At 71.1% G+C, this 26,450-nt stretch carries 25 protein-coding genes and 1 pseudogene; 19 read left to right on the forward strand and 7 right to left on the reverse strand.

The window, feature by feature from the left end; genetic code table 11:
- Nucleotides 1-66 precede the first annotated feature (66 nt).
- The 13 genes from ACFV2X_RS48430 (at nucleotide 67) to ACFV2X_RS48490 (ending at nucleotide 12,936) form a co-directional block, all read left to right on the forward strand.
- Nucleotides 67-963: a hypothetical protein gene (locus ACFV2X_RS48430; protein ID WP_385629032.1), complete on the forward strand. Its 897-nt coding sequence runs from the start codon at nucleotides 67-69 to the stop codon at nucleotides 961-963.
- A 314-nt stretch (nucleotides 964-1,277) separates the two neighbouring features.
- The gene (gene iscB, locus ACFV2X_RS48435) at nucleotides 1,278-2,702 is read left to right on the forward strand and encodes an RNA-guided endonuclease IscB (protein WP_385629035.1); all 1,425 of its coding nucleotides are present in this window, start codon (nucleotides 1,278-1,280) and stop codon (nucleotides 2,700-2,702) included.
- Nucleotides 2,699-3,412 carry a Flp pilus assembly protein CpaB gene (gene cpaB / locus ACFV2X_RS48440; RefSeq protein ID WP_385629038.1) on the forward strand — a complete coding sequence of 238 codons (714 nt, stop codon included), beginning with the start codon at nucleotides 2,699-2,701 and terminating at the stop codon, nucleotides 3,410-3,412. Before iscB ends, cpaB begins: the two co-directional genes overlap by 4 nt.
- Before the next feature lie 61 nt (nucleotides 3,413-3,473).
- Nucleotides 3,474-5,252 carry a CpaE family protein gene (locus ACFV2X_RS48445; protein ID WP_385629040.1) on the forward strand — a complete coding sequence of 593 codons (1,779 nt, stop codon included), beginning with the start codon at nucleotides 3,474-3,476 and terminating at the stop codon, nucleotides 5,250-5,252.
- Nucleotides 5,253-5,256: 4 nt separating this feature from the next.
- Nucleotides 5,257-5,673: a TadE/TadG family type IV pilus assembly protein gene (locus ACFV2X_RS48450; RefSeq protein ID WP_385629043.1), complete on the forward strand. Its 417-nt coding sequence runs from the start codon at nucleotides 5,257-5,259 to the stop codon at nucleotides 5,671-5,673.
- 94 nt (nucleotides 5,674-5,767) lie between these two features.
- Nucleotides 5,768-7,126: a CpaF family protein gene (locus ACFV2X_RS48455; protein ID WP_385629046.1), complete on the forward strand. Its 1,359-nt coding sequence runs from the start codon at nucleotides 5,768-5,770 to the stop codon at nucleotides 7,124-7,126.
- Between the two features lie 6 nt (nucleotides 7,127-7,132).
- On the forward strand, nucleotides 7,133-8,071 hold the full coding sequence (locus tag ACFV2X_RS48460; RefSeq protein WP_385629048.1) for a type II secretion system F family protein: 939 nt from the start codon (nucleotides 7,133-7,135) through the stop codon (nucleotides 8,069-8,071).
- A gap of 22 nt (nucleotides 8,072-8,093) precedes the next feature.
- Nucleotides 8,094-8,987, forward strand: coding sequence for a DUF5936 domain-containing protein (locus ACFV2X_RS48465; protein WP_385629051.1), 894 nt, complete (start codon nucleotides 8,094-8,096; stop codon nucleotides 8,985-8,987).
- A 313-nt stretch (nucleotides 8,988-9,300) separates the two neighbouring features.
- On the forward strand, nucleotides 9,301-9,450 hold the full coding sequence (locus ACFV2X_RS48470) for a hypothetical protein (RefSeq protein WP_162097954.1): 150 nt from the start codon (nucleotides 9,301-9,303) through the stop codon (nucleotides 9,448-9,450).
- Between the two features lie 8 nt (nucleotides 9,451-9,458).
- Complete coding sequence (locus ACFV2X_RS48475; protein WP_385629054.1) at nucleotides 9,459-10,184, forward strand: hypothetical protein; 726 nt, start codon at nucleotides 9,459-9,461, stop codon at nucleotides 10,182-10,184.
- Between the two features lie 44 nt (nucleotides 10,185-10,228).
- The gene (locus ACFV2X_RS48480) at nucleotides 10,229-10,828 is read left to right on the forward strand and encodes a hypothetical protein (protein ID WP_385629057.1); all 600 of its coding nucleotides are present in this window, start codon (nucleotides 10,229-10,231) and stop codon (nucleotides 10,826-10,828) included.
- A 7-nt stretch (nucleotides 10,829-10,835) separates the two neighbouring features.
- Nucleotides 10,836-11,534: an OmpA family protein gene (locus ACFV2X_RS48485; RefSeq protein ID WP_385629060.1), complete on the forward strand. Its 699-nt coding sequence runs from the start codon at nucleotides 10,836-10,838 to the stop codon at nucleotides 11,532-11,534.
- 94 nt (nucleotides 11,535-11,628) lie between these two features.
- A complete protein-coding gene (locus tag ACFV2X_RS48490; protein WP_385629063.1) occupies nucleotides 11,629-12,936 on the forward strand; it encodes an SLC13 family permease in 1,308 nt (435 codons plus the stop codon).
- A gap of 62 nt (nucleotides 12,937-12,998) precedes the next feature.
- Here the strand turns inward: ACFV2X_RS48490 and ACFV2X_RS48495 are convergent, their stop codons facing one another.
- The gene (locus ACFV2X_RS48495; protein WP_385629066.1) at nucleotides 12,999-13,412 is read right to left on the reverse strand and encodes a cold shock domain-containing protein; all 414 of its coding nucleotides are present in this window, start codon (nucleotides 13,410-13,412) and stop codon (nucleotides 12,999-13,001) included.
- A gap of 107 nt (nucleotides 13,413-13,519) precedes the next feature.
- Nucleotides 13,520-13,954, reverse strand: a complete 435-nt coding sequence (locus tag ACFV2X_RS48500; protein ID WP_385629068.1) for a DUF192 domain-containing protein — start codon at nucleotides 13,952-13,954, stop codon at nucleotides 13,520-13,522.
- A 59-nt stretch (nucleotides 13,955-14,013) separates the two neighbouring features.
- Between ACFV2X_RS48500 and ACFV2X_RS48505 the strand changes: the two genes are divergently transcribed.
- The 5 genes from ACFV2X_RS48505 to ACFV2X_RS48525 all read left to right on the forward strand — a co-directional run bounded on the left by ACFV2X_RS48505 (nucleotide 14,014) and on the right by ACFV2X_RS48525 (nucleotide 20,440).
- Entirely contained in the window at nucleotides 14,014-14,757 is a 744-nt protein-coding gene (locus ACFV2X_RS48505) for a prepilin peptidase (protein WP_385629070.1), read from the forward strand.
- A gap of 344 nt (nucleotides 14,758-15,101) precedes the next feature.
- Entirely contained in the window at nucleotides 15,102-15,863 is a 762-nt protein-coding gene (locus ACFV2X_RS48510; RefSeq protein ID WP_014176780.1) for an isoprenyl transferase, read from the forward strand.
- A 400-nt stretch (nucleotides 15,864-16,263) separates the two neighbouring features.
- Nucleotides 16,264-17,601 carry a PhoH family protein gene (locus tag ACFV2X_RS48515; protein ID WP_385629073.1) on the forward strand — a complete coding sequence of 446 codons (1,338 nt, stop codon included), beginning with the start codon at nucleotides 16,264-16,266 and terminating at the stop codon, nucleotides 17,599-17,601.
- A 409-nt stretch (nucleotides 17,602-18,010) separates the two neighbouring features.
- Complete coding sequence (locus ACFV2X_RS48520) at nucleotides 18,011-18,748, forward strand: transglycosylase SLT domain-containing protein (RefSeq protein WP_385629076.1); 738 nt, start codon at nucleotides 18,011-18,013, stop codon at nucleotides 18,746-18,748.
- Nucleotides 18,749-18,886: 138 nt separating this feature from the next.
- Nucleotides 18,887-20,440 (forward strand): AI-2E family transporter, encoded by a 1,554-nt coding sequence (locus tag ACFV2X_RS48525; RefSeq protein ID WP_385629078.1) that lies wholly within the window; start codon nucleotides 18,887-18,889, stop codon nucleotides 20,438-20,440.
- 43 nt (nucleotides 20,441-20,483) lie between these two features.
- On the opposite strand, the gene ACFV2X_RS48530 is transcribed toward ACFV2X_RS48525, so the two are convergent.
- The 3 genes from ACFV2X_RS48530 to ACFV2X_RS48540 all read right to left on the reverse strand — a co-directional run bounded on the left by ACFV2X_RS48530 (nucleotide 20,484) and on the right by ACFV2X_RS48540 (nucleotide 22,668).
- Nucleotides 20,484-21,416, reverse strand: coding sequence for a hypothetical protein (locus ACFV2X_RS48530; RefSeq protein WP_385629079.1), 933 nt, complete (start codon nucleotides 21,414-21,416; stop codon nucleotides 20,484-20,486).
- Nucleotides 21,417-21,563: 147 nt separating this feature from the next.
- Nucleotides 21,564-22,103 carry an alkyl hydroperoxide reductase gene (locus tag ACFV2X_RS48535; protein WP_089505063.1) on the reverse strand — a complete coding sequence of 180 codons (540 nt, stop codon included), beginning with the start codon at nucleotides 22,101-22,103 and terminating at the stop codon, nucleotides 21,564-21,566.
- Nucleotides 22,104-22,113: 10 nt separating this feature from the next.
- A complete protein-coding gene (locus ACFV2X_RS48540; protein ID WP_358627168.1) occupies nucleotides 22,114-22,668 on the reverse strand; it encodes a peroxiredoxin in 555 nt (184 codons plus the stop codon).
- A gap of 137 nt (nucleotides 22,669-22,805) precedes the next feature.
- Between ACFV2X_RS48540 and ACFV2X_RS48545 the strand changes: the two genes are divergently transcribed.
- Nucleotides 22,806-23,774, forward strand: a complete 969-nt coding sequence (locus ACFV2X_RS48545; protein WP_385629081.1) for a hydrogen peroxide-inducible genes activator — start codon at nucleotides 22,806-22,808, stop codon at nucleotides 23,772-23,774.
- A gap of 133 nt (nucleotides 23,775-23,907) precedes the next feature.
- Here ACFV2X_RS48545 and ACFV2X_RS48550 read toward each other — a convergent pair whose 3' ends face one another.
- Together ACFV2X_RS48550 and ACFV2X_RS48555 are read right to left on the reverse strand one after the other, a co-directional pair.
- Nucleotides 23,908-26,379 carry an FtsX-like permease family protein gene (locus ACFV2X_RS48550; protein WP_385629083.1) on the reverse strand — a complete coding sequence of 824 codons (2,472 nt, stop codon included), beginning with the start codon at nucleotides 26,377-26,379 and terminating at the stop codon, nucleotides 23,908-23,910.
- Nucleotides 26,376-26,450, reverse strand: a pseudogene (locus tag ACFV2X_RS48555) (ABC transporter ATP-binding protein); the annotation flags it as partial. The pseudogene ACFV2X_RS48555 and the gene ACFV2X_RS48550, both read right to left, overlap by 4 nt.

Here is a 26,450-nt window from a genome sequence, read left to right on the forward strand (position 1 = left end):
GGACAGCAGCAACGACCTGCGGCCGCCGCTCTCTCCCCGGCGCCGACGTGAGACGGGGTAGCCGACGTGCCCACCGCGATAGCAGTCACCAGCCGTGAGCTGGTGCTTCCGCCGCCCGACGGCCAGACCCCGTCGGCCGTCGTGCTGATGCCGCCCGACGCCGAGCCGCTGGACGACGCGCTGGCCGAGACCGCCGCCCTGCTCGACCAGCAGGGCTATCTCATCGTGCTCTACCCCGCGGCCACCCCCGCGCCCTTCGTCCGCCGGCTGCACACCGTACGGTCGGTCCTGGAGAGCGACCGCATCGCCCTGCTGCCCCTGGAACTGCCGCCGCTGGCCGTCGCCGTGGTCGCCCGTCAGCTGCGCCAGCTGTCGGTATGCGACTTCAGCCCCGGAGTCCTCGCCTGCGCCGCGCGCCTGCTGACGCACTACGTTCACGCGGGCGCGCTGCTGGGCTCCGTAGCCAAGCTGGACCGGGTGCCCGTCAGCCTCACCTCGCACGTCAAGTCCTGGGTGCCCGGCGCCCAGTTCGCCGTGCTCGCCCACCCCACCCCGCAGCTGGTCAAGGTCGGCAACGAGGCCGCGCTGCCCGGACCCGGGTACGCCACCCACCTCACCGTCGCCCGCGGAAACCTCAACAGCCATGGCCACGGCCACGCGGGCGGCGACTGGGTCAACGTCAAACTCGCCCCCGGATGGGGGGCGCAGGGCGTCCAGGAGGTGCCGCTGCCGCATGAGTCGGCCCAGTGGTGGGGCACCCCCAAGCTGATCGAGTTCGCCGCCGCCATCCCCGACCTCTCCGTCCTCTACCAGCTGGTGTCGTCCGTACGGAGAGAGGAGTGCCACTGGTGCGGCTTCGAACTCATCGGGGACCGCTGTGCGTTCTGTTCCGCCCCGGTGCCGCGCGGCGATGACATCCTTGCCCTGACCCAGACCGAGCGACCCGCTCTGACGAGCCGGTAATGTCCCCGAACGAGGTTTACGCGTCCATAACCGGATCCCCCGTCTGAAGACGGGGCTCTCAGCCCGTGTGGCTGAGAGCCATGTGTTACCAGCACCAGCCAACTGCATTGGAGGTGAACAAGTTGGCTACGTTCCGTATAGGACGGAAGACCCACCAGGCTGTGCTTCCTCAGCAGCCTGCTCTGGAATTCGGCCCAGCAGACAACCCCGGGATCAGGGACGAAACGGGGGCCGAAGACCGCGATGCGGTACCCGGTACGGGACATGTGCGAGGGGAGACCACCGCGCCTTCACCTGGGCACGGTGGCGTCACCTTGGACCGTCAGGTCCGGGAGGAGGGCCGTGAGGCCCACCCGTGCGTGTTCGTCCTCGACCGGCACGGCACACCGCTGCAGCCGACCACGCCCGCCAGGGCGCGGAAGCTGCTGAAGTCCGGGCGGGCGGTGGTGGCCCGGCACACCCCCTTTGTCATCCGCTTGAAGGACCGCATCGCGGCCGGGAGCGAGGTCGACGGCGTGGAGCTGGGCATCGACCCCGGCAGCAGACACACCGGCCTGGCGGTGTTCACCGCGCAAGGCGGACAGCGGCGGGGCCGGTACGCGGTCCAGCTCGACCACCGCGGCGCCCAGATCCGCAAGAAGCTGGAGCAGCGGGCCGCGTACCGGCGCGGCCGCCGGTCCCGTAACCTGCGCTACCGGGCACCACGGTTTCTCAACCGACGCCGCCCCAAGGGCTGGCTCGCCCCCAGCCTGCGGCACCGGGTGGAGACCACCATCTCGTGGGTGGACCGCCTCTCGCGGTGGGCACCGGTCAAGGCGGTGCATGTGGAGCGGGTCGCGTTCGACACACACGCCATCAGCGCCGGTCGCCCACTGGAGGGCGCCGAGTACCAGCACGGCACCCTGCATGGCCCGGAGGTGCGCGAGTACCTGCTCGCCAAGTTTGGCCGGGCCTGCGTGTACTGCGGCGCCACCGGGGTGCCGCTGAACATCGACCACGTCCACCCTCGCTCCCGCGGCGGCAGCGACAGAGTCTCCAATCTCGTCCTGGCCTGTGTGCCGTGCAATCAGGCCAAGGGCGACCGGCCGGTGGAGGAGTTCGCCCGCCCGGCCGTCGCCGCCCGCGTCAAGGCCCAGACGAAGGCACCGCTGCGGGACGCCGCCGCCGTTCAGAGCGTCCGCTGGGCGCTGTGGCGCGCTCTGGACCAGCGGCTGCCCACGCATGTGGCGTCGGGCGGCCGCACGAAGTGGAACCGCACCCGCAACCACCTGCCCAAGACACACACCCTCGACGCCCTGGCGGTCGGCAAACTCGACACCATCACCCAGACCGTCAACCACGTCCTCGTCGCCGGGTGCACCGGGCGAGGCTCCTACACGCGCACCCGTCCCGACAGGCACGGCTTCCCCCGTCTGCGCCTGCCCCGACAGAAGCAGTTCTTCGGCTTCCAGACCGGCGACCTGGCCCGCGCCGTCGTCCCCACCGGCAAATACGTCGGCACTCACACCGGCCGCGTCGCCGTCCGCGCATCCGGCAGCTTCGCCATCCGCACCGCCCACCGTCTCGTCACCACCCGACACACGCACTTCCACCTGCTGCAACGTGCGGACGGATATGCCTACACCACCCACCCCGAGAAGTCCTCCCGCCCACTGCCCCGGCGCCCCGCGCCGGAAGGACGGGACGTGCTTCCTCTCCCGCCTGAAGGCGGGGATTTCCACGCAAGGAATTCCCGATGAATTCACGCCAGCGCCGCGGAGTCATTCTGCTGCTCCTGTCGGTCCTGTGCGCCGGCGGCGCGTTCGCCGGAGTGCTGTCCGTCATCCGCGACGTGGAGTCGAAGGTCGGTCCCGAGACCACCGCGTACAAGCTCAAGTCGAACGTTCCGGCCTACCAGGCGCTGGACGTCGGCCAGTTCGAGAAGATATCGATGCCCAAGCGCTGGCTGCCGTCCACGGCCGTCACCGACCTCGCCGACGTACGCGGCAAGATCGCCGTCACCCCGCTGCGCAAGGGGTCGCTGCTCCAGGACGACATGATCGTGGAACGCCCGGCGCTCAAGCCGGGGCAGCAGGAGATCGCGATCATGATCGACGCGGCCACCGGCGTCGCCGGCAAGATCAACCCCGGCTCGAAGGTCAACATCTACGCGACCTTCGAGGGCCGGAGCCAGCGCGACGATCCGGTCTCCAAGATCATCGTCGCGGGCGCGGAGGTCATCGATGTCGGCAAGCTCACCGCGCTCGAACCGGACCAGGACGACACCCGGCGGCTCAACAAGGCGGTGCCCATCACCTTCGCGCTGGACACCGGGGACGCCCAGCGCGTGGCGTACGCGGAGTCCTTCGCCACACACGTACGGCTCGCCCTCGTCGCTCCCGGCGGCGACGACACCGTCTCTCCCCGCGACCGCACCTACACCCTCGACAGCGACGACGGCGACAGATGACAAGCGGCACGACGACCCGACCAGCGGCGTGCCGCAGGAACATGAGTGAGGCGGTGCCCCGGTGACGATCAGAATCCTTCCGGGCGTCGGCGACCCCGACGCCGCCCGCGCACTCAGCGGGCTGCTCGGCCAGCTGCCGGGCGCCGAACCGTCCCCGCCGGTGGGTGACTCGACCCGGCTGCTCGACACCCTCGCCGCGCTGGCCGCCGCCTCCCTGGAGGACCTGCCCGAGGTCGTCCTGGTCCACGAGCGCATCGGCCCGGCCCCCGCGCTCGAACTCATCCGCGAGATAGCGCTGCGCTTCCCGGCCGTGGGCGTGGTGCTGGTGACCGCGGACGCCGGGCCCGCGCTCTACTCCGCCGCCATGGACTCCGGTGCCCGCGGCATCGCCGGGCTGCCGCTCGCGTACGACGAGCTGGCCGCCCGCGTCCAGGCCGCCGCCCAGTGGGCCACCGGCGTACGGCGCCACCTCGGGGGCGGCGGCGAGGCGCTGGCCACCGGGCCCGGCGGGAAGCTGGTCGCCGTCGCGGGCGCCAAGGGCGGGGTCGGCACGACGGTCACCGCCGTACAGCTCGCGCTGGCCGCGCAGGCGGCGGGGCGCCGGGTCGCGCTCGTCGACATGGACCTGCAGTCCGGAGACATCGCCTCCTACCTCGATGTGCAGTTCCGGCGGTCGATCGCCGACCTGGCCCAGATCAACGACATCACGCCGCGCGTGCTCCAGGAAGCGGTGTTCACCCACCAGACCGGCCTCGGGCTGCTGCTCGCCCCGGGAGAGGGCGAGCGCGGCGAGGAGGTCTCCGACCGCGCGGCCCGCCAGGTCGTCAGCGCGCTGCGCTCGCGCTTCGAGGTGGTGATCGTCGACTGCGGTACGCAGATGACCTCGGCGGGCGCGGCCGTCGTCGAGATCGCCGACCTCGCACTGCTGGTGACCACCCCGGACGTGGTCGCGGTGCGCGCCGCCAAGCGCATGGTCCGGCTCTGGGACCGGCTCCAGATCCGCAAGGCCGAGGACACGGTCACCATCGTCAACCGCCACACCCGCAGTGCGGAGATCCAGCCGCAGCTGATCGAGCGGGCGACGGGCACCCGGATGGCCCGTACGGTCGTCCCGGCCGGTTTCAAGGAGCTCCAGCCGGCCGTCGACTCGGGCCGGATGCAGGACCTGGACGCCAAGTCGGCCGTCAAGCAGGCCCTGTGGGGCCTGGCCGGGGAACTGGCCCTGGTCGAGCCGCCCGGCGGCGGCGCGGGCCCCGTCGGGGGCGGCCGGGCTCCCCACGGTGGACACCCCGGCCCGGCGGACCACCGCACGCTCCCGGGCATGCGGCGGCGCCGTGCCATAGGAGCGGGCGGCGACGCCCCGGCCGCCGGGGGCGGCGCGGGCGCGGCCGACGGCGGTACGGGCACCGGGCCGGAGTCGCTGCGGGAGGTCCCCTCCACACCCTCCAGGCGCTTTCAGCGCAAGCGGGGCGGCGACCGCGGCCAGGTCGCGGTCGAATTCCTGGGCGTGTTGCCGCTGGTGCTGGTGGTGCTGGCCGTCATCTGGCAGTTCGTGCTGCTCGGCTATACGTACTCCCTGGCGGGCAACTCCGCCGACAAGGCCGCCCGAGCGGGCGCCGCGGTGGGCGGCGACGCGGGCGCCTGCCAGGAGGCGGCGCTGAAGGACCTGCCGAGCGCGTGGCAGGAGAGCGCGGAGATCACCTGCGGCCAGGGCGCGGACGGGGTCTGGAAGGCCACGGTGAAGGTGCACGTCCCGGTCCTCTTCCCCGGGGCCGCGGACTTCCCGTGGCCGGTGACGGGGACCGCGGGCGCGGTGGATGAGCAGGCCGAGGGGGTGTGAGGCGATGGCCGGGCGTGGGGCGGTGAGCGGGCGCGGGGCGGTGACCGGGCGCGCGGCGCACGACCGGGGTCGCGATCGGGGGTCGGCCTCGATCGAGTTCCTCGGCTTTCTGCCGGTTCTGATCCTGGTCGCGCTGGCCGCCGTTCAGCTGGGGCTTGCCGCGTACGCCGTGCAGCAGGCGGGCACGGCGGCCCGCGCGGCGGCGCGTACGGCCTCGCTCGACGAGGTGAGGACCAGCCCGGCGGCCGCGGGGCGGGCGGCGATGAGCGGATGGCTGGCGGACGGGACGGACGTCGGCGTCACCCCGTGCGGGGACGGGCAGACGCGGGCGACCGCCACGGTGGACATCCCGTCGGTGATTCCCGGCGTGAGCTTCGGGAACGCGACGAGGAGCGCGACGATGCCGTGCGACGACGGCTGACCGGCGGCCCGTCAGGGGACCGGCCCCCGTCAGGGGACCGGCGGTCGGAGCCCATCACGCGGCCCAGCCGCATACCAGTACAAGGAGGACACCGATGAGCCTGCGGGCACGCATCACCGCGCCCGAGGGGCCCGGTGAGGGGCGGGAGGACGGGCATCTCGTCTCCGTCTACCGCGCCAAGCTGCTCGAGGAGATCGACCTCGCGGAGATGTCCTCGCTCGCCGCCGGCGAGCGGCGTTCGCGTCTTGAGCGCGTCCTCGGGCACATCATCAGCCGCGAGGGCCCGGTGCTGTCCACCGCCGAGCGGTCGCAGCTGATCCGCCGGGTCGTGGACGAGGCATTGGGCCTCGGCGTACTCGAACCGCTCCTGGAGGACGCCTCCATCACCGAGATCATGGTCAACGGCCCGGACCAGATCTTCGTGGAGCGCTCGGGCCGGGTCGAGCTCGTCCCCGTGCGCTTCGCGTCCGAGGAACAGCTGATGCAGACCATCGAGCGGATCGTCTCGACGGTCAACCGCCGCGTGGACGAGTCCAATCCCATGGTGGACGCCCGGCTGCCGTCCGGGGAGCGGGTCAACGTGATCATCCCGCCGCTCGCGCTCACCGGCGCCACGCTCACCATCCGCCGCTTCCCGCGCGCGTACACCCTGCATGAGCTGATCGGCATGGGCACGCTGGACGAGCAGACGCTGCTGCTGCTCGCCGCGCTGGTGCGGGCGAAGTTCAACGTCGTGGTGTCCGGGCCGACCGGTTCCGGGAAGACGACGCTGCTGAACTCCCTGTCCGGGCTGATCCCGGAGGGCGAGCGGATCATCACGGTCGAGGACGCGGCGGAGCTGCAGCTCCAGCAGACGCACGTCATCCGCCTGGAGTCCCGCCCGCCCAACGTCGAGGGCAAGGGCCGGATCACCATCCGCGACCTGGTGCGCAACTCGCTCCGTATGCGCCCCGACCGCATCATCGTCGGCGAGGTGCGCGGCGGGGAGACCCTGGACATGCTGCAGGCCATGTCGACCGGCCATGACGGCTCGCTGGCGACCGTGCACGCCAACAGCGCGGAGGACGCGCTGATGCGGCTGCAGACGCTCGCCTCGATGTCGGATGTGGCGATTCCGTACGAGGCGCTGCGCGACCAGATCAACAGCGCGGTCGACTGCATCGTGCAGCTCGTCCGGCACGCCGACGGCTCGCGGCGGATCAGCGAGGTCGCGCTGCTCGACAGCCATGGCCACGAGGAGTACCGCATCGCGACCGTCTGCCGGTTCGACGCCGAGCCGATGGGCGCGGACCGTATCGTGCACGGGCGGTTCTCGTACTTCCCGCTGCCGGAGCGGGTCGCGGACCGGCTGCGGCTGGCGAGCGAGTCGGTGCCGCCCGCGTTCGGGGTGGCCGCGTTCCCGGCGCAGCTGAGCGTGCGCGGGGCCGTGTACAGCCCGAGTGAGCGGAGGTAGCCGGGCATGGACCAACTGGCGGAGGTGGCGGTCGGGGCGACGCTGGTGTGCGGCGCGCTGGGCGTCGCGGGCGTGCATACGTACGCCCGGGGCAAGGCCGCCCAGCAGGCGCTGTTCGACCGGCTCTCCGAAACGGGGTCGCTGCCGCTGTCCGGCCGGCCGCGCCGCTTCGCACGGGTGGACCGGCGGCTGCGCTCCACCGGACTCGGGCGGAAGCTGGAGCTGCGGCTGGCCTCGACGGGTCTTGACATCACCCCCGGTGAGTTCTTCGTCTACACGGCGAGCGCGGCGATCGGCCTGTGGGTGGTGGCGGCGGCGCTGCTCGCCGCGTTCTTCGGGCCGATCGCGGCCGTGGTCGCGGTCTGGTCCGCGTTCGCGTTCCTCAACTGGCAGCGGCAGAAGCGGATCGAGAAGTTCATCAACCAACTGCCCGAGCTGTCGCGGATCCTGGCCAACGCCACGCAGGCGGGGCTCGCGCTGCGTACCGCGCTGGGCATGGCGGCCGACGAGATGGAGGCCCCGGCGGGGGAGGAGCTGGCGAAGGTCGCCGACAAGCTGGCGGTCGGCCACTCGATCGACGACGCGCTCGGCGAGCTCGCCGAGCGCCTGCCGTCCCGGGAGCTGGTCGTGCTGGTCACCACGCTCGTGCTGTCCAACCGGGCGGGCGGGACCGTCGTCAGCTCGCTGCGCAATCTCACCCAGACGCTGGAGGAGCGCAAGGAGACGAGGCGCGAGGTGCGCACCCAGCTGTCCCAGGTCACCGTCACCGCGTATGTGGTCCCGCTGATGGGCATCGGCACGCTGCTGCTGATGAACCGGATCGCGTCCGGCTCCCTGGACCGGATGACCTCCAACTTCTGGGGCCAGGCCGCGGTGGTGGTGGCCTTCGCGCTGTACGGGGTCGGCTTCTTCCTGATCCGCCGTATGTCGAAGATCGACGTCTGAGTCTGAGAGAGGGGCGGCGGACATGGCGATCGGTGTGCTGCTGGCGCTGGTGGCGGGGCTGTCGGTGGCGGGCGTCGCGTACGGCATAGCGCTCTACCGCAGCGAGGCCAAGCTACCCAGCGACCTGGCGGTGGCGCTGGAGGTCGGGGCGACGCGTACGACGGTGGTCGGCTCGGCCGTCGACCGGCTCGGTATGCGCTACGCCCCGTTCGTGCTGCGGATGATGGGCGAGAAGCGGGTCGCCAAGGTCCGGCGGCGGATCGATCTGGCGGGCAACCCGGGCGGGTTGACGGTCGACCGCTATGCGGCGCGGCGCGCGGTGTACGGCCTCCTCGGCTTCGGCGGCGCGCTGGCGATGCTGATGAAGGGACAGCTGCTGCTCGCCCTGGTGCTGGTCGCCTTCGGGCTGTTCTGGATCGAGGTCGGCATCTGGGCGGCCGTACGGGAGCGCCGGCAGGCCATCGAGCGGACGCTGCCGGACTTTCTGGACGTGCTGGCGGTGGTGGTGAGCGCCGGGTTGAGCTTCCGTCAGGCGCTGGACCGAGTGGCGGAGAAGTACGAGGGCCCCTGGGCGGATGAACTTCGCATCACGCTTCGGCAAATGGACATGGGGGTGAGCCGCAGACAGGCGTTCGAGGAATTGCGGAAGCGGAACGACTCCGAGCAGGTCGCTCAGTTCGTCACCGCGCTGCAGCAGGGCGAGGAGCTCGGCGCGCCGATCGTCGAGACGTTGATCGCCATTGCGAACGATATGCGGCGCACCGATGCGCAGAACGCCCGGCGGCGCGCGGCCCGTGCGGTGCCCAAGGCGACCATGGTGGTCACGACCTTTATGGTGCCGGGCACGATGATCCTGCTCATCGCGGGATTCTTCATCGGCTCGGGCACGGATTTCGGCTCCATCACCGGGGATTGACCGGCTGGATTCGGCAAAGTGTCTTCGCGATTGCAATCAGATATGGGACAGTTGGACACGGAGACTCCTCGGGGCCGGGAGGGGGTGAAACGTATGGGCCGCGCTAGCCGGAATACCGATCTGAAGGTCGGCCGGAAGATGACGACGCGGTTCGAACGCCTCGAAATGGGCATGCAATGGTGCCGTAGGCACTGTTCCCGGGCAGGTGTTTCGGCGTACTTTGCTCGTGTCGCGAGCGGCACCACGGGGGTTGAGTCGCCGGACCGGAGCGGTACGGCCACCCATGGAGGGGAACACAATGGGGAAGCGCGTCATGCGGAACGACCGGGGGCAGACCTCGATCGAGTATCTGGGCATCATCGCCGTGGTGGTCGCCATTGTCCTCGTCCTGTCGACGACGGACTTCGGCAGCATGATCGCAAACGCCATCTCCGACAAGATCTCCGAGGTCGTCGGCATCTGATCGGCCTCGTGACCCCTCGCCGCTTTCGTCGCCCCCGCCTGGCCGGTGACGCGGGGCAGGCGTTCCCGATTTACATCACAGCCGTGGCGGGCCTGCTCTTCCTGGCGCTCGCCCTCTTCGCGGTCGGCCAGGCGGGCGCCACCCGCAACGGCGGCCAGACCGCGGCCGACGCGGCGGCGCTCGGCGCGGCCGAGGACTACCGTTCCCAGTTGCGCAAGGGCCTGCTGGCCGCGATCACCGACGCGATCACCGACGAGCAGGCGTGGGAAGACCTGCTGAACGGCCGGGGCTTCCATCCGCTGCGCGATCCGTGCGACCAGGCCCAGTGGTTCGCCGGCGAGAACGACGCGGACGTCACCGACGGAGGGTGCGTCCCGGGCTATCTGCCCGTCTCGTTCACCGTCACGGTCGAGACCCGCAAGGCGGTCGGCAAGTCCGTCATCCCCGGTACGGAGACCAAGCACGCGACCGCGCGCGCCAAGGCGGTCGTCGAGCCGCGCTGTACGTACGAGGCGCCGGCTCCGCTGCCCGACCCCACCGACGACGGCAAGGGTGACGACGGCAAGGGTGACGACGGCAAGGGCGACGGCGGTGACGGTAAGGACGAGGGCGGCAAGGACGAGAAGCCCGTCATCGATCTGGTCTGCGAGGGCAAGGACATCACCATCGACCCCGAGCACCTCGATCTCTTCCCCGACGCCAAGGACCTGTTCTCCGTCCATCTCGCCGACTGACGAGTGGATACGAAGAATCAACGAAGAGTGAGGGACACCGAGCGATGAGCATTCGGCACACGACGAAGGCCCGGAGGGGGGCCGCCGTGGGGGCGCTCGCGGCGGCCCTGGCCCTCGCCGTGGCCGGGTGCGGCAGCGACGACGGCAAGAAGCCGGACGACGGCGCGGGCCAGAAGTCCACGGCCGCCAAGGACAGCCGGGCCGGGGACGACGGCGATGGCAAGGACAGCGAGCCCGCGGCCGACTCCGACAAGACCATCGGCGAGATCAAGGGCCCGAACGGGATCGTGGTCACCGTGCACTCCGCGGTCCGGGACGGCGGCGGGTTTGTCACCGTGAACGCGACGGTGACCAACCGCGGCGATCAGCTCTTCAACGCGGTGGACTGGCGCTCGAAGGAGACCGAGATGAAGTCCCGGTCGTCCGTGTCGGGCGCCTCGCTCGTCGACTCGGCCGGCAAGAAGCGCTATCTGGTGCTGCGGGACACCGACGGGGAGTGCCTGTGTACGACGGGGCTCTCGGGGATCAAGCCGAACGAGAGCCGCCCGCTGTTCGCCCAGTTCCCGGCCCCGCCGTCGAACGTCACCAAGGTCGACTTCCAGATTCCGACCATGCCGTCGGTCAGCATCGAGCTCACGGGATGAGTCGGCGATGACCACACTCGACGACCGCCGCGCCTCCGACTGCGGCGCCTCCGACGCCCGTGACCGCCGCGCCTCCGAGCGTCGCCCCGCCGACCGCCGCGCCCGTGTGCGCCGGGGCTCGCTGATCGCCGCCGCGCTCGCCTCCACCGCGCTCCTGGTCACCCCCGCCCCGGCGGCCCACGCCGACAGCGGCCCCGGCGCCCCCGCCGACACCACGCCTCCGGTCAAGATCGACGCCAAGGACCCCGACCTACGGCTGCCCGGGAGCGCGAAGCTGGCCCCCGGCCGGGTGCTGGACATCAAGTCGGTCGTCGAGACCGACGACGGCGACGAGCGCCGCGAGGACACCAACGCCAAGGTCAAGTTCGCCCTCCAGGCCGAGGTGCTGTTCGAGAAGGACAGCTCCAAGCTCGGCGGCGAGGCCAACGCCCGGATCAGGGCCATCGCCCAGGAGATCGAGAAGCAGAACGCGACCAGCGTCCGCGTCTTCGGCTTCACCGACGACCTCGGCTCCGCGCTGCACGGCCTCAAGCTCTCCAAGGAACGGGCCAACGCCGTCCAGCACGCGCTCTCCGCGAATCTGGACTCCTCCGTCCAGTACCAGATCCGCGGCTACGGCGAGCAGTACCCGATCGCGGACAACTCCACGGAGGAGGGGCGCAAAAAGAACCGCCGGGTCGAGGTCAGCTTCGCCCGCTCGGGATAGGGCCCGCGCGGGATAGGGCGCGGGTGCGGTAGAGCCCGGGGGCGGTAGGGCGCGGGGGCCGTGGCGGTCCACTTCGGCGCGTATCGCATCATGGATGTGTTTGTCGCATCTGGAACCGGGAGCCCCCCTGAGCACCGCCCTCACCGAGATCGTTTCCGTCGCCCTGCTGCTGGGCGTGCTCGCCTTCGCCGTCGTACGGCCCCGGGGGTGGTCCGAGGCGGTCGCCGCGGTGCCCGCCGCGGGGCTGCTGGTGGCGGTCGGGGCGGTGTCGCTTCCGGATGTGTGGCAGGTCACCCGCAGGCTGCTGCCGGTCGTCGGTTTTCTGGCCGCGGTGCTGCTGCTGGCCCGGATGTGTGCGGACGAGGGGCTGTTCGAGGCGGCGGGTGACGCGGTGGCCAGGGCGTGCCGGGGCCGTACGGACCGGCTGCTGGCCGGGGTCTTCGCGGTGGCGGCGGTGGTCACCGCGGTGCTCAGCCTGGACGCCACGGTGGTGCTGCTCACACCCGTGGTGTTCGCCACCGCCACCCGGCTCGGAGCCCGGGCGCGGCCGCATCTGTACGCCTGTGCCCACCTGGCGAACTCCGCGTCCCTGCTGCTGCCCGTCTCGAATCTGACCAATCTGCTGGCCCTGGAGGCCAGCGGTCTTTCGTTCACGCGGTTCGCCGTGCTCATGGCGCCCGCGTGGCTGCTGGCCGTCGGCATCGAGTATCTGGTCTTCCGCCGCTACTTCGCCGCCGACCTGGCCGCCGGGACCTCGCAGGCGCCGCCGGCCCGGCGGCCCGAGGTGCCGGTGTTCGCCCTGGCGGTGCTCGTACTGACCCTCTGCGGATTCGTCGCCACCTCGCTCGTCGGCGTGGATCCGGCCTGGGCGGCCTGGGCCGGCGCCCTGGTCCTCGCGGTGCGCGCGGTGGCGCGCGGACGGGAGACGGTGCGGGGCGCGGTGGCCGCCACGGGGCCGCTCTTCTGCCTCTTCGTGCTCGCGCTGGGGGTCGTCGTCCAGGCCGTGCTGGCGGGCGGGCTGGGGGCCGGTCTTACGCATCTGCTCCCCGGCGGCGCCGGGCTGCCCGCGCTGCTGGCGATCGCCGGGGTCGCGGCGGTCCTGGCGAACCTCGTCAACAACCTCCCCGCCACGCTCGCGCTGCTGCCGATCGCCGCCGCGGGCGGGCCGGGCCCGGTCCTCGCCGTGCTGATCGGCGTCAACCTGGGGCCGAACCTCACCTACGTCGGCTCGCTGGCCACCTTGCTGTGGCGGCGCGAGATCCGCGGATACGGCATGGACACCGGCACCCGTACCGGCTTCGGGCTGAGGGACTTCACCCGGCTCGGGCTGCTGACCGGGCCGGCCACGATCGTCGCGGCGACGGTCGCGCTCTGGGCGATGCTGACGGTCACCGGGGCCTGAAAAAAACCGCCGCGGCAGGGGCGATGCCCCGCGCGGCGGTTCGGTGTGGCGCTCCAAGCCCCTTAGGACTCGATCCAGTTGTGCGCCTGAGCCAGTTCGAGCACGCGTCTGCGTACCTGCTTGATCTGGTCGGCGGTCAGTGTGCCGCCCACCTCGACCAGCGCCTCGGTCAGCTCCTGCCGGAACTCGGAGATCGACAGCACATCGCACATGGTGTCGTCGCCCGAGTCGGCGGCCGGTCCCGGCGTGTGGGTCCGGACCACGGCGGCCCGCTGGACGATCCGTACTTCGGACGCCTTGGGACCCTTGTCGCCGTACTCCGGGACGAACTCCACCTTGCTGCCCGGCTGGAACAGATGCTTCTCGTCCAGCAGGTCGTTGGCGTGCATGAAGACGTCCTCGCCGCCGTCGTCGGGAGCGATGAACCCGTAGCCGCGAAACTCGTCAAACCGCAGAATTTTGCCCGTGATTGTCACCGTGCAACCCCTACCCCTGTACCTCTACCTCAATGACCCCGATACGCGATCGAGGGTGTCCAACCATGACACCGGTGCCACAGCGTACAGCTCGGGCCTTGCCGCGGCTATGCGCCCGGGCACCGGATCGTGACACGGGCGCCGGTCCGCAACCCCCAGCGCTCCATGGCGCCCGCCTCGGCCTCCAGGACATGGCGGGCACGGGGCCGGGGCAGCCCGAGCCGGCCGGGGCGCATGGTGCGCACGGCCAGTACGGTCAGCCGGCGGTCGAGATAGGCGACGTCGATGGCGAAGCGCATCCCGAAGGTGTGGACGCTGCTCGCGGGGGTGAGCAGCAGCGCGCCCGTCACCCCGTCCCGGCCGAGCAGCCCGCGGGTGCGGGCCCGATAGGAGGCGGCGACCTCCAGGGGGACATCCGCGGCCGGCACATCGCCGAGCACACCGCCATGTACGTCGTCATGCGCGCCGTCGAGCACGCGCAGCGTCCCCGTGCCGTCCCGCCAACGGCCCATCCCCGCCCCGCCCTTCCGTCCATCTCCCATCCTGCGTCCGGTGCCCGATGCGAGTGTCGCACCCGGCCCCGCTTCCGTAGGCTCGGCCCGTGTCCGTGCCCCTGATCATCTTCGCCGCCGCGTACGGCGCGGCGGCCGGAATGCTCGTGCCCCGCGCCCGCTACCGGCTGGCCGTGGAGCCCGAGGAGCCGTGGCGCGGGGCCTGCCCGCGTGGGCACGCGCTCACCGGGGCGGCCCGCGGCTGGCTGGGGCTCGCCCGCTGCCCGCGCTGCCGGGCGGGCGAGCGGGACTACGGTACGGGCGCCGCCCTGACCGCGGCCCTCACCGCGCTGGTGTGCGCGGTGCTGGCGGCGGCGGTCGGCGACCGCCCCGAGCTGGCGGTGTGGCTGCTGCTCACGCCGCCGGCGGTGCTGCTGGCGGGCGTGGACCGGGCGGTGCACCGGCTGCCTGACGTGCTGACGCTGCCGCTGGCGGGCGGGGCGGCCGTGCTGCTCGGCGTGGCGACGCTGCTGCCGCACAGCGCCGGGTCGTGGCGGCGGGCGCTGCTGGGCGGGGCGGCGCTGGGCGGCGCGTACCTCGCGCTCCATCTGATCAGCCCCGGCGGAATGGCGTTCGGCGATGTGAAGCTGGCCCTGGGTCTTGGCATCGCGCTCGGCTGGTACGGCTGGATGGTGCTGGTCCTGGGCGCCTTCGCGGGGCTGCTGCTGGGCTCGTGCTACGCCATCGCGCTGCTGGCGACACGCCGGGCGACCCGTGGAACCGGGATGGCGTTCGGCCCCTTCATGATCCTCGGGGCCGGTGCGGGGCTGGTGCTCGGGGGGCTCGCGGCCTGATGCGGCCGACGGCATTCCGGACGGGATTCTCGGCGACATTCATTGTCACCCGCGTCGATGCCTGGACTATCCCTCACAAAGCGTTATGGTGGAAGCCCCCCCTCGGGCCGGTCCGTATCCCCCCCACGGACCGGCCCGCTTCTTTTCCGGGTGATTCCGGGGCGTACCGGCCATCGACCCGGACGGAGCGCACACCGGGCAACTACGGAGCGTGATGTTTTGCGGGATGGGCGCCGCAATCAGGGGGCGCACCCGGTTCGCCAGCGCCCCCCTACCGCAGTAGGGTGCGGCCTTGGGCGGACCGCCATCGCAAGCCATTGCAAGGCACTGAGGGGCTGGAAGACGTGAAGTTGCGCGACCTGGTGTACGGGCTCTACGCACGCCGGGTGGAAGGCCGCCTCGACCACGCCCAGGTGCCCAAGCACATCGGTGTCATCCTCGACGGCAACCGCCGCTGGGCCCGCGCGGCCGGGGGGACGACCGAGCAGGGTCACAAGGCCGGCGCGAGCAAGATCCAGGAGCTGCTCGGCTGGTGCAACGAGACGGACGTCGAGGTCGTCACGCTCTGGATGCTGTCCACCGACAACCTCGACCGCCCCGAGGAAGAGCTGATCCCGCTCCTGGGCATCATCGAGGGCGCGGTGCGCGACCTGGCCGCCGACGGCCGCTGGCGGGTGCACCACGTCGGGAACCGCGATCTGCTGCCCGCCCGGACCCAGACGGTCCTCAAGGAGGCCGAGCGGGACACCGAGCACATCGACGGGATACTCGTCAACGTCGCCATCGGCTACGGCGGCCGACAGGAGATCGCCGACGCGGTGCGGTCGCTGCTGCTCGACCACGCGAGCAAGGGCACCAGCTTCGAGGAGCTTGCCGAGGTCGTCGACATCGACCTGATCTCCGAACACTTGTACACGCGCGGCCAGCCCGACCCGGACCTCGTCATCCGCACCAGCGGCGAGCAGCGGCTGTCGGGCTTCATGCTGTGGCAGAGCGCCCATTCGGAGTACTACTTCTGCGAGGTATTCTGGCCGGCCTTCCGCAAGGTCGACTTCCTCCGCGCGCTCCGTGACTACGCCGCGCGTCACCGGCGGTACGGCTACTAGTCCCGTACGCGGTACGGCAGTCGGGCCCGGACGGCTGATGCGTCCGTACGGTTTCGGCTACGGCCTCATCCCGCCCCGAAACGTGCGGGTTTCACAACGTTCACGTGCGCGCCGTCATATGCCATTGCATGGCTGCGCACGTTCGAGGGAATATCCCTTCCAGGTCGACGCCCTGCCCCAACTGTCCTAGGGGTGTCGAACTGCCAGCGGACGGCATGTGCTCGTTCGCCCGGGAGGCCCTTTGCACACGGACGATGCGGATCGTGCGTATGACGCGGAGGGCCGGCGCTCGGCCCTTCCGCTTGGGCCTGAGCCCGGTCCGTCCCCCGCCTGCGGGCCGGGGGACATGTTCCCGCGACGCCGTCGCACCCCAACCTCTCCCGAGGGGGTTCGTCCACCCGTGGTGACCAGCAAGAAACGCCGCGAGCACGACCGGCGCACCTATGTCCTCGACACCAGCGTCCTGCTCGCCGACCCGAACGCCATGGCCCGCTTCGACGAGCACGAAGTCGTGCTGCCGGTCGTCGTGGTCACCGAGCTGGAGTCCAAGAGGCACCATCCGGAGCTGGGTTACTTCGCCCGGCAGGCGCTGCGCCTGCTGGACGAGTACCGGATCCGGCACGGCCGTCTGGACGCCCCGATCCCGATCGGCGATCTGGGCGGCACCTTGCGTGTCGAGCTCAACCACTCCGACCCGGGCATCCTGCCGGCCGCCTTCCTGACCCATGGCGGCCGGGTGGGCGACAACGACTCGCGGATCCTCGCGGTCGCCAGGAACCTTCAGGCCGAGGGGTACGACGTCACGGTCGTCTCGAAGGACCTCCCGCTGCGCATCAAGGCATCCTCGGTCGGGCTGCTGGCCGAGGAGTACCGCGCGGAGCTGGCGATAACCGACTCGGGCTGGACCGGGATGGCCGAGCTGGCCGTCACCGCCGAGCAGGTGGACGACCTCTTCGCGGCCGAGACCGGGTATGTCCCCGAGGCGGCGGAGCTGCCGGTGCACACCGGTCTGGTGCTGCAGTCGGAGCGCGGCAAGGCGCTGGGCCGGGTTACGCCCGACGGGCAGGTGCGGCTGGTGCGCGGCGACCGCGAGGCGTTCGGCATCCACGGGCGCAGCGCGGAGCAGCGCATCGCGCTGGATCTGCTGCTCGACCCGGACATCGGGATCGTCTCGATGGGCGGCCGGGCCGGTACGGGCAAGTCGGCGCTGGCGCTGTGCGCCGGTCTTGAGGCGGTGCTGGAGCGTCAGCAGCACCGGAAGGTGATGATCTTCCGGCCGCTGTACGCGGTGGGCGGGCAGGAGTTGGGCTATCTGCCGGGCTCCGAGGCGGAGAAGATGAGCCCGTGGGCTCAGGCCGTCTTCGACACGCTGTCGGCGGTGACCACCTCGGATGTGATCGAGGAGGTGGTGGGGCGCGGGATGCTGGAGGTGCTGCCGCTCACCCACATCCGGGGCCGCTCGCTCCATGACGCCTTTGTGATCGTGGACGAGGCACAGTCCCTCGAACGGAACGTTCTGCTGACCGTTCTGTCCCGTATCGGCTCCAACTCCCGGGTGGTACTCACCCATGACGTGGCACAGCGGGACAATCTCCGCGTCGGGCGCTATGACGGCGTCGTCGCGGTGGTCGAGAAGCTCAAGGGGCATCCGCTGTTCGCCCATGTCACCCTCACCCGCTCCGAGCGGTCGCCGATCGCCGCCCTGGTGACCGAAATGCTCGAAGACGGTCATATCTGAGGTAGTTGAGGGGAAGCGCGACCCGGGCGCCGCGCGGCTGAGCCGAAAGAGCTTAGCCGCGCGGCGTCTTGGTGCGCTCGGATTTCCGGAAATCCCAGGGTGTAAACGGGGTGTGAGCTTTCACACTCAACGGAGAATTGCCTCCGGGCGTCCGCTTCCGGCAGTGTGTGGGTCCTGTCAGGCCCCGCATACGGCACACCAGTACCCCCAGCGGTACGGAGCAACAGCAGTACCAGAACTAAACAGCGTTCGCCGTATGCCGCCCGAGCACCTTGCGGCTCTCCCGAGGGAGGGTCCACCGGGCCAGTGCCTCCCGTGACCAGCCATCCCCTTGTGCAACAGGGGGACGGAACAAGGGGAGGTCAGCGCCAGGGGCACGATTGCGTCCGCGAGGTCACCTAAGCGGGCGATGCTGGAAGGAAACCGTGTGAGCCGGATTTCGGTCCGGGGATTCGCAGTGGCCTCCGCCACCGCGGTCACCACTGTGGGCGCTGTCGTTGGCGTTGCCGCGGGCGGAGAGCAGAGCTCGACCGACCCCGTCGAGGCGACCGCCGCCGACACGACGCTCCTTGCGGACATACCCGCCGGCCAGCAGGCCGTGGCGCAGACCGCGTCCCTGACGCAGCAGGCGGACGTGCAGTCCACCGCGGCGGACGCGGAGGCGAAGAAGTCCGCTGAGGAGTCTGCCCGCAAGCAGGCCGCCAAGGACGCCAAGGCCAAGAAGCTGGCCGCCGAGAAGGCGGCCGCCGAGGCCAAGCTCGCCAAGGAGCGCGCGGAAGCCAAGAAGAAGGCCGAGGAGGCGGCGAGCCGGTCGGCCACCCGCGACGCGAGCAGCTTCCCGCAGCAGGCCTCGTACACCGTCGCCGAGGTCCAGGCCATGGCGCGGCAGATCGTCCCGGCCGACCAGTTCCAGTGCTTCAGCAACATCGTGAACCACGAGAGCACCTGGAACTACCGCGCCGAGAACCCCTCCTCGGGTGCGTACGGTCTGGTGCAGGCGCTGCCGGGCTCCAAGATGGCCTCCGTGGGTGCCGACTGGCGCACCAACCCGGCCACCCAGATCAAGTGGGGCCTGAACTACATGAACGAGCGCTACGACAGCCCTTGCGGCGCGTGGTCGTTCTGGCAGGCCAACAACTACTACTGATGCTTCCGGCCTCACTCGGTCGCCTCCGGCGTTCCACTTTGCGAAACCCCCGACCGCAACCGGCCGGGGGTTTCCCGCGTCCTCAGGCTGTAACGTCTTCCCCACGACCAGGGGGGAACTGGGGGTAGGGGAAGCGAAATGTCCGCATTGCCACACTGGGTCGGCAGAATGGGAGCCGGCCTGACCCGGCTGTCCGAGCGGCTGGAGCGCCATGCCGAGGCCGCCGCCGACCCGGACGACGCGCACACCGACGACGGCAGGAGCGAACGGGCCGACGGGGGCCAGGGCACCGACAAGACCCTGGGCGGCGTCGGCAGGGTTGAGGGCGCCGGCAGGGCTGAGGGCGTAAACGGCCCCGCCGATCCGGCTCTCGCCGTTCCTGAGGGCTCCGCCGACCCCCCTGACTCCAACGGCTCCGCCGTGCGTGGCTCCGGCCCGGCCCGCCCGGCCCTGGAACCCGCGATCGCGGCGGGCGCGGACCCCGACGGCGCGGCCCCGGCGCGCCGGGAGCCGGCCAGCGTGCCCGCCCCGCCCGCTTACGCCCCCGCCATCTCCGCCAAACCCGACCCCGTCGCCGCCGTCCCCTGGGGCGTCCGGGTCGCCGCCGAGGTCGGCTGGCGGCTGCTGGTGCTCGCGGGGACGGTCTATGTGCTGATGACCGTCATCAGCGCCGTCGAACTGGTCGTGCTCTCCTTCACCGTCGCGCTGCTGATCACCGCGATGCTGGAGCCGACCGTCACCCGCCTGCGGAACCGGGGCGTCCCCCGCGGCCTGGCCACCGCCATCACCTTCATCTCCGGCTTCATCATCATGGGCCTGGTCATCTGGTTCGTGGTCTGGCAGGTCATGGAGAACATCGACGACCTGTCCAGCAAGGTCCAGGCGGGCATCGACGATCTGCGGGACTGGCTGCTCAACAGCCCATTCCACGTCACCGAGAAGCAGATCAACCAGATCGCCAACAACCTGCGCGACGCGATCGGCGCCAACACCGAGGAGCTCACCTCCGCCGGGCTCGAAGGCGTCACGGTCATCGTGGAGGTGCTGACCGGCATCCTGCTGGCGATGTTCAGCACGCTCTTCCTGCTGTACGACGGGCCGAAGATCTGGGCCTGGTTCCTCAAGCTCGTCCCGGCCCCGGCCCGCGAGGGCGTGGCGGGCGCGGGCCCGCGTGCCTGGACCACGCTCACCGCCTATGTGCGCGGCACGGTGATCGTGGCGTTGATCGACGCCATCTTCATCGGCGTCGGCATCTTCTTCCTCGACGTCCCGATGGCCGTCCCGCTCGCCGTCTTCATCTTCCTCTTCGCCTTCATCCCGCTCGTCGGCGCCGTCGTCTCCGGCGCGCTGGCGGTCGTGGTCGCACTGGTCACCCAGGGCGTGTGGACGGCGGCGATGGTGCTCGTGGTGGTGCTGGCGGTGCAGCAGATCGAGGGCCACATCCTCCAGCCCTTCATCCTGGGCCGGGCGGTGCGGGTGCATCCGCTGGCCGTGGTGCTCTCGGTCGCGGCCGGCTCGCTGATCGGCGGAATCGGCGGCGCGGTGGTGGCCGTACCGCTGGTGGCGGTCGCCAACACGGTCGTCGGCTATCTGCGGACGTACAACAAGGAGGCCGCGCTGCGCGCGACGCAGGGGCCGCACGGCTCCACCGCGGCGGAGATCGCGCCGACGCGGCACGACGGGGGCGAGTGAGCCGCCGGTCGTGATGCCCTGACCGGGGTGCCCCGGCCAGGCTTCACTCCTCGGCGCGTTCGCCCTCCCCGTCGAAGTGCACCCGGCCGCCGACGCGCACCGGCTGTCCGGTCGGCAGACGCCTGCCGGGCGGCGGCTCTTCGAGGGCCACGGCCGTCCAGTCCACCGCCGGTGGTCCGGAGGGCGCGGGGCGCAGCGCTTCGTAGATGTCGACCGTGCTCGGCGGCCGGCCCGGGGCGTAGGTGATCAGGCTGATGCCGCCGTCCCGTACGGAGGGCAGATCGGGGTTGTACCGCGCCTTGTTCGCCACCACCGTCTCGATGGCGTCCCGCACCTCGGCCGGGTCGCCGAGGCGCCAGTACGCCACTTCCTCGTCACCGGAGTTGCTGGTCCACACGCTGTCGCGGAGCAGCCAGAAGTGCCGGGAGTGCGGATTGGGGTCCGGGCCCTCGTGGCGCGGCGGGTCGTATGCGTCGTCGAGCGCCTGGGCGCGGTCCTTGGCCACATGGTCCCAGGGGTCGAGCTCCACGGCGCGCAGATAGCCGGCCAGCGCCTCGTCGTGCGCGCCCCCGCACTCATGGGCCAGCGCTTCGAGGTAGACGGCGAGGTTGTTGTCCGGCTCCAGGGACAGGACGTGCCGGGCCGCGCGGATCGCCTCGTCGACGAGCCGGCGCCCGGTCTCGTCGTCGGCCGGTATCTCGGTGAGAGGGCCCGAGTCCTCTTCCCACCAGGCCCCGTCCACGTGGTTGACGATATGGAAGCGGAGCTCGGCACCGGCCAGCACGGCGAGCCCCACGGCCGCCTCCAGGCTCTCCGGGGCCGTCCGCAGGGCGCGGGTGTACGCGTCGCGGGCGGTGCGGGCGTCGTCCGCCCACTCCTCGTCCTCCTCGCCGACGTACTCCGCGTCATTGGCGACCTCGGTCAGAAGCCGACTCGCCTCGGCCAACGGGTCGGTGTGGTCCGTGTGTTGAGCCATGGCCCGTGACCTTACCGGCGGGGTCGGACATCCGGCGGAGGCATACGGGAATGCGCGAGGGGCGTTCCCACCGGTTCGGTGGGAACGCCCCGTATGCGTCTATGCGTCTATGCGTCTATGCGTCTATGCGCCTTGGGCCGGGTGCCGTCAGCCGTTCGCGGCCAGGGTGGCCTCGGCGTCGAGCGTGGTGCCGACCGCCTGCACCACCGCGGCGATCTTGAAGGCTTCCTGGACCGTCTCCCGGTCCACGCCCGCCTTGCGGAGCACCTGCTCATGCGAGTCCAGGCACTGGCCGCAGCCGTTGATCGCGGACACCGCCAGCGACCAGAGCTCGAAGTCGGTCTTCTCCACACCCGGGTTGCCGATGACGTTCATCCGCAGCCCCGCGCGCAGGGTGCCGTACTCCGGGTCCGACAGCAGGTGCCGGGTCCGGTAGAAGACGTTGTTCATCGCCATGATGGCGGCGGCCGACTTGGCGGCGGTGTAGGCCTCGGGGCTCAGATTGGCCTTGGCCTCCGGCTCCAGCTCCGCCAGCACACGCGGCGAGCGCGAGGCGATCGCGCAGGCCAGCACGGTGCCCCACAGTTGCTGCTGCGGAAGGTCGGAGTTGCCGATGACCGAGCCCAGGTTGAGCTTGAGGTCCTTGGCGTAGTCCGGCAGGGCGGACTTGAGGTCGTCGAGTGCCATATCGGTCAGCTCACTCGCCCGAGAGGAGCTTGACCGGGTCCAGGGTGTCCTCGCCCTTGCTCCAGTTGCAGGGGCACAGCTCGTCGGTCTGCAGGGCGTCGAGGACCCGCAGGACCTCCTTGGGGTTACGGCCCACGGAACCGGCGGTCACCATGGTGAACTGGATCTCGTTGTTCTGGTCGACGATGAAGACGGCGCGCTGCGCGAAGCCGTCCTCGCCCTCGACGCCGCAGTCCCGCATCAGCTCGTGCTTGGAGTCGGCCAGCATCGGGAAGGGCAGGTCACGCAGGTCGGGGTGGTCCTTGCGCCAGGCGTGGTGGACGAACTCGGAGTCGCCGGAGACGCCGAGGATCTGTGTGTCGCGGTCGGCGAACTCGTCGTTCAGCTTGCCGAACGCGGCGATCTCGGTCGGGCACACGAAGGTGAAGTCCTTCGGCCAGAAGAAGACCACGCGCCACTTGCCCTCGTAGGACTTGTGGTTGATCTGCTCGAACTCCTTGCCGCTCTCCAGCGACACGCAGGCGGTCAGATCGTACGTGGGGAACTTGTCACCGACAGTGAGCACGCGCTCTCCTTGCAGCTTTCAGCGGAGGAAACCGTTATGTGGTGGTTTCCTCGGGGTTGGACTGGACCACCCTGGCACACCAGGCATTGATCAGTGAAATAGCTAGAGTGGGTACTGTTGATCGGAGGTGGTTATCAGTGGCTGCGGCAGCCATACCCGGAGGCCCCGGGGGGAAGTCACATCAGCCCAGCCTCTCCCAGCTCAGGGCGTTCGCCGCGGTCGCCGAGCAGCTGCACTTCCGCGATGCCGCCGCCGCCATCGGCATGAGCCAGCCCGCGCTGTCGGGGGCCGTCGCCGCGCTGGAGGAGGCGCTCGGGGTGCAGCTCCTGGAGCGTACGACGCGCAAGGTGCTGCTCAGCCCGGCGGGGGAGCGGCTGGCGGCGCGCGCCCGTACGGTGCTGGAGGCGGTGGGGGCGCTGATGGAGGAGGCGGAGGCGGCGCGGGCGCCGTTCACAGGGGTGCTGCGGCTCGGGGTGATCCCGACCGTGGCGCCGTATCTGCTGCCGACCGTGCTGCGGCTGGTACGCGACCGCTATCCGCTGCTCGACCTCCAGGTGCACGAGGAGCAGACCGCCTCACTGCTGGACGGACTCGCCCAGGGCAGGCTCGACCTGCTGCTGCTCGCGGTCCCGCTGGCCGCCCCCGGCGTGGTCGAACTACCGCTGTTCGACGAGGACTTCGTACTCGTCACACCCCAGGACCACTGGCTCGGCGGGCGGAGTGACATCCCTCGCGCGGCGCTGAAGGAGCTGGATCTGCTGCTGCTCGACGAGGGCCACTGCCTGCGCGACCAGGCCCTGGACGTCTGCCGCGAGGCGGGCCGTACGGAGGGCGCCCCGGTGACCACGAGCGCCGCAGGACTCTCCACGCTGGTGCAGCTGGTCGCGGGCGGCCTCGGGGTGACGCTGCTGCCGCGTACGGCGCTGCGCGTGGAGACGGGGCGCAGTGAGCAACTGGCCACCGGCTACTTCGCCGACCCGGCGCCCGCGCGCCGGATCGCGCTCGCGATGCGGGCGGGGGCGGCGCGGCAGGAGGAGTTCGAGGCGTTCGCCGGGGCGCTGCGGGAGGCGTTGGGGCCGTTGCCGGTGCGGATTGCCAAGGGGTAGCGGGTCAGCCTTTGCGCTCTCGCCGCCGGCAGCTCGGACACGTCGATGGCGGCATAAACCCCGAAACACCCGACCGCCGGGCCCTTTCCCCAGGTGGGAAGGGCCCGGCGGCCACTGGCGCACCGCTCGTGCGTTACTCCGTACGGAGCCCTTCCGGCCGCATCATGCGCCACAGTGGCCCCATGGAGACCAGAGTCACCAGCAGGATCACGCCCGCGCCGATTCCGGTCATCGTGGTGACGCTGGCCCAGTCCACGGCGATCGGCTCGTCGACCATCTTGAGCAGGATCGCCCCCAGGGCGATGCCGCCCGCGACCGACAGGGCCAGGCCCAGGACCACCGGGATGGCGGTCTGCCACAGCACGGACCAGCCGAGGGTGGCGCGGCGGGTGCCGAAGGCGACCAGGACCGACAGCAGCTTCTTGCGCTCGCGCAGTTGTTCCAGCATGGAGACGATCATGCTCGCGCCGATCAGCAGCAGAGTGGCCGAGGCGCCGATGAACAGACCGCGCTTGATGGTCCGGAACTCGTCCGACTGGGTGGTGCTTCGCAGCTCGTAGATGTCCTCCTCGAAGGAGAGCCGGGCGGCCGTGTTGCGGGCGTACTCGATGGCGTCCGGGACCTTCGGGTCGAGCCGGAGCATCATCTGCACCGAGGGCTGGTGCAGTTCGGCGATGTCCAGCCCACCCGGGGTGGCCAGGATGCCGGAGCGTTCGCCGCCCATCGGGTCCTTCTTGAACTCCACGACGGGCGTGGACCTGGGGATCGTCCACAGCCGCGGCTTGCTGCGGGAGGGGTTGTAGTCCTGGTCGAAGCTGAGGTTGACCGTCGCGCCCGGTTTGGTGAAGTACGTGTCCTTGTCGTCCCACTCGGCGGGCTTGGTGACGAAGACGTCGCCGTCGCGGCAGTCGCCGATCCGCGCCAGCTCCTTCAGCGTGCGGCAGTCGCCGACCACCACGCTCCCGACCGGGATGTCGCCCGGGGCCTCGGCCTTGCTGCGCGGGTCGCTGACCGATCCGTCGGTGACGCCGAGTGCGTCGCGTACGCCCTTGGTGCCGGTGTACTGCGCGATGACGTCCCGCGCCTGCGCGCCGGTGTTCACCGGGATGTGCGCCACCACATCGGCGCGGGACGGGTCCTGTCCGGTGGAGGTGGTGTTGTCGCTCTCCGCGGCGGCGAAGAGCATGGTGATCGCGATCGCGCCGGCCACGGCGACCGTGATGCCGCTGACCGCGCGCGAGGCGGCGCCGCTGCTGAGCTGGAGCCGCCGGGTGGCGAGCTGCCAGGGGACGGGGCCGCCGCCGAAGCGCTTGACGACGGCTTCGACCAGCCACGGCAGCAGCGCGGTGATGCCGACGAGTATCAGCACCGCACCAGCCGCGACCTGGTACATGTCGCCGTCGCTGCTCCCCGTTCCCGAGCGGAGGCGTGGCAGCAGCAGCGCGAGACCGAGGACGGGGAACAGCAGCCGCCACCACAGGCGGCGCGGCTTGGGCGCGGTGTTGCGTACGACGCCGAGCGGTTCGATGGCGATACTGCGCAGCGCGATCTGGGTGACCACGACGGCGCAGGTGGGCACCGCGACCATGATCAGCATGGTGATCGCGGCCGAGGGCTGGACGTCGGAGGAGAAGACGCTGGTGCCGAACACCGCGACTCCGCCGATGAAGTGCCTGATCAGCAGGAAGATCCCGGTGCCGACCGCGAGTCCGAGGAGGGAGCCGACCAGTGCCTCGCCGGCCGCGATCCGCCGTGTCATCCGGCTGTCGGCGCCCACCAGGCGCAGCGCGGCGAGCCGTCGGTCGCGGCGCTCGCCGCCGAAGCGTACGGCGGTGGCGATGAAGATGGCCACGGGCAGCAGCAGCACCACACAGCCCACGACGATCAGCATCAGCAGGACCGGGTCCAGCTCCTCCTCCTGCTTCGGGGAGTTGTCGCCCCAGTGGTCGAGGCGGTTGCTGACGTCCTCCATGGCGTCGGGGCCGACGCCCGCGTAGTAGAAGAGCTCGCTCGGCCCGGCCAGCCCCTCGTCGCCGATGGTGCCGACGATCTTGTAATCGAGGCGTTCCTTGAGCAGTTTGCTGTCACCGTCGGCGAGCAGCTTCTTCAGGGCGGGGGAGACCACCATCTCGCCGGTCGCGGGGATCCGGTCGACGCCCGGGGGCAGGGCCGGCCGGTCGCCGTCGGGCGCCAGCAGGAGGCCCGTGATGTCGGAGCCGCGGAAGGTGGTGGATCCGAAGCCGAGCCGCAGGGTGTCGGGGCCCGGTTTGACGTCGCTCGAGTAGCTGCTCGAGTAGGAGCGGGCGTCGGTGCGGTCCTGGCGCGCCGAGACGATATGCGGGACGGCCGCGGCGATCAGCAGCAGCGCCACGCCGAGCCCGACGCCGACCGCCGTCAGGACCGTCCTGGCCCAGCTCTCCCGGCCGCCGGAGACCGCGAAGCGCGCCCCCGTCGCCAGATCGGCGGCCCAGCGGGCCGGGCCGACCCGCTGGCGAGGCTCCGGGCGGGCGGGGGGCGCCTGGGGCGCCTGCCCCGCCCCCACGGCGTGCTCCTGCGCCTGCTCCTCCGTACCCCGCAGCGGGGTCACGTTTCCGGTGCCGCTCACCGCACGCCCGCCATGTCCCGGGCCTTGCCGTCCCGTACGACGACCTCGCGGTCGGAGTACGCGGCGACGCG

Origin of the sequence: Streptomyces sp. NPDC059679 (assembly GCF_042734105.1) — a bacterium.
In the GTDB taxonomy this organism is placed as follows: Bacteria; Actinomycetota; Actinomycetes; order Streptomycetales; family Streptomycetaceae; genus Streptomyces.